Below are 940 nucleotides of genomic sequence, written 5' to 3'. Positions count from 1 at the left end.
TTGCGAGCCCCTGTCGCTATGATGGACCAGCTCGTTTCGTTCGGGCTGACGGGCGTACAGCGCCTGCTCCAGGGCGTCGAGCACGAAGTCGGTCCGCATCGAGCTGCTGACACGCCAGCCGACGATGCGCCGGGCGAAGACGTCGATGACGAAGGCCACGTAGACGAAGCCCTGCCAGGTCGAGACGTAGGTGAAATCGCTGACCCACAGCTGGTTTGGCCGCTGCGCCTTGAATTGGCGGTTGACCCGGTCGAGTGGGCATGGCGCCTTCGCATCGGCGACCGTCGTGCGCACAACCTTGCCGCGCACCACGCCACGCAAGCCGGCCTTGCGCATCAAGCGCTCCACCGTGCAGCGGGCCACCTCGGTTCCCTCACGTCGCAGTTGGCGCCAGACTTTGTCGGCGCCGTAGACCTGCAGGTTCGCTTGCCAGACCCGCTCAATGTCGACGCTCAGGACATCGTCACGCTGGACTCGTGCACAGCGCAACGCCGGGTTGCGCTGCTGTGCTGCATAACGCCAATAGCCCGACGGCGCGACCTGCATCACCTTGCAGATCGGCTCGACACCGTAGGCATGGCGGTACTGGTCGATAAATGCCCTCACGGCTTGAAGTGGCGGCCGAGCTCCGCCTGGGCGAAAAACGCACTCGCCAGACGCAGGATCTCGTTTGCCTTGCGCAGCTCGCGCACTTCTCGCTCCAGCGCCTTGATGCGCTCCTCTTCGGCGGTGGTCGGCCCTGGGCGCTGGCCGGTGTCACGCTCTTGCTGGCGTACCCAGCGACGCAGCGTTTCAGGTGTGCAGCCGATCTTGGCTGCGATGGATTCGATCGCCGCCCATTGCGAGCTGTACTCGCTGGCGGCCTCGCTGACCATGCGCACGGCGCGCTCGATGACTTCGGGGGAATACTTGGGTTGCTTCTTCATAGCTCCATTTTCTC

General features: G+C 64.6%; 1 pseudogene and 1 other annotated feature. The pseudogene reads right to left on the bottom strand.

Annotated elements, in window-relative coordinates:
- Positions 1-926, bottom strand: a pseudogene (locus NX782_RS26260) (IS3 family transposase); the annotation flags it as partial.
- Positions 532-648: a sequence feature (AL1L pseudoknot), on the bottom strand. (Overlaps the previous pseudogene by 117 nt.)
- Positions 927-940: the final 14 nt, after the last annotated feature.

Source organism: Massilia norwichensis, from assembly GCF_024753245.1.
Lineage (GTDB): Bacteria > Pseudomonadota > Gammaproteobacteria > Burkholderiales > Burkholderiaceae_D > Telluria > Telluria norwichensis.
This window is presented reverse-complemented; position numbering and strand designations above follow the sequence as displayed.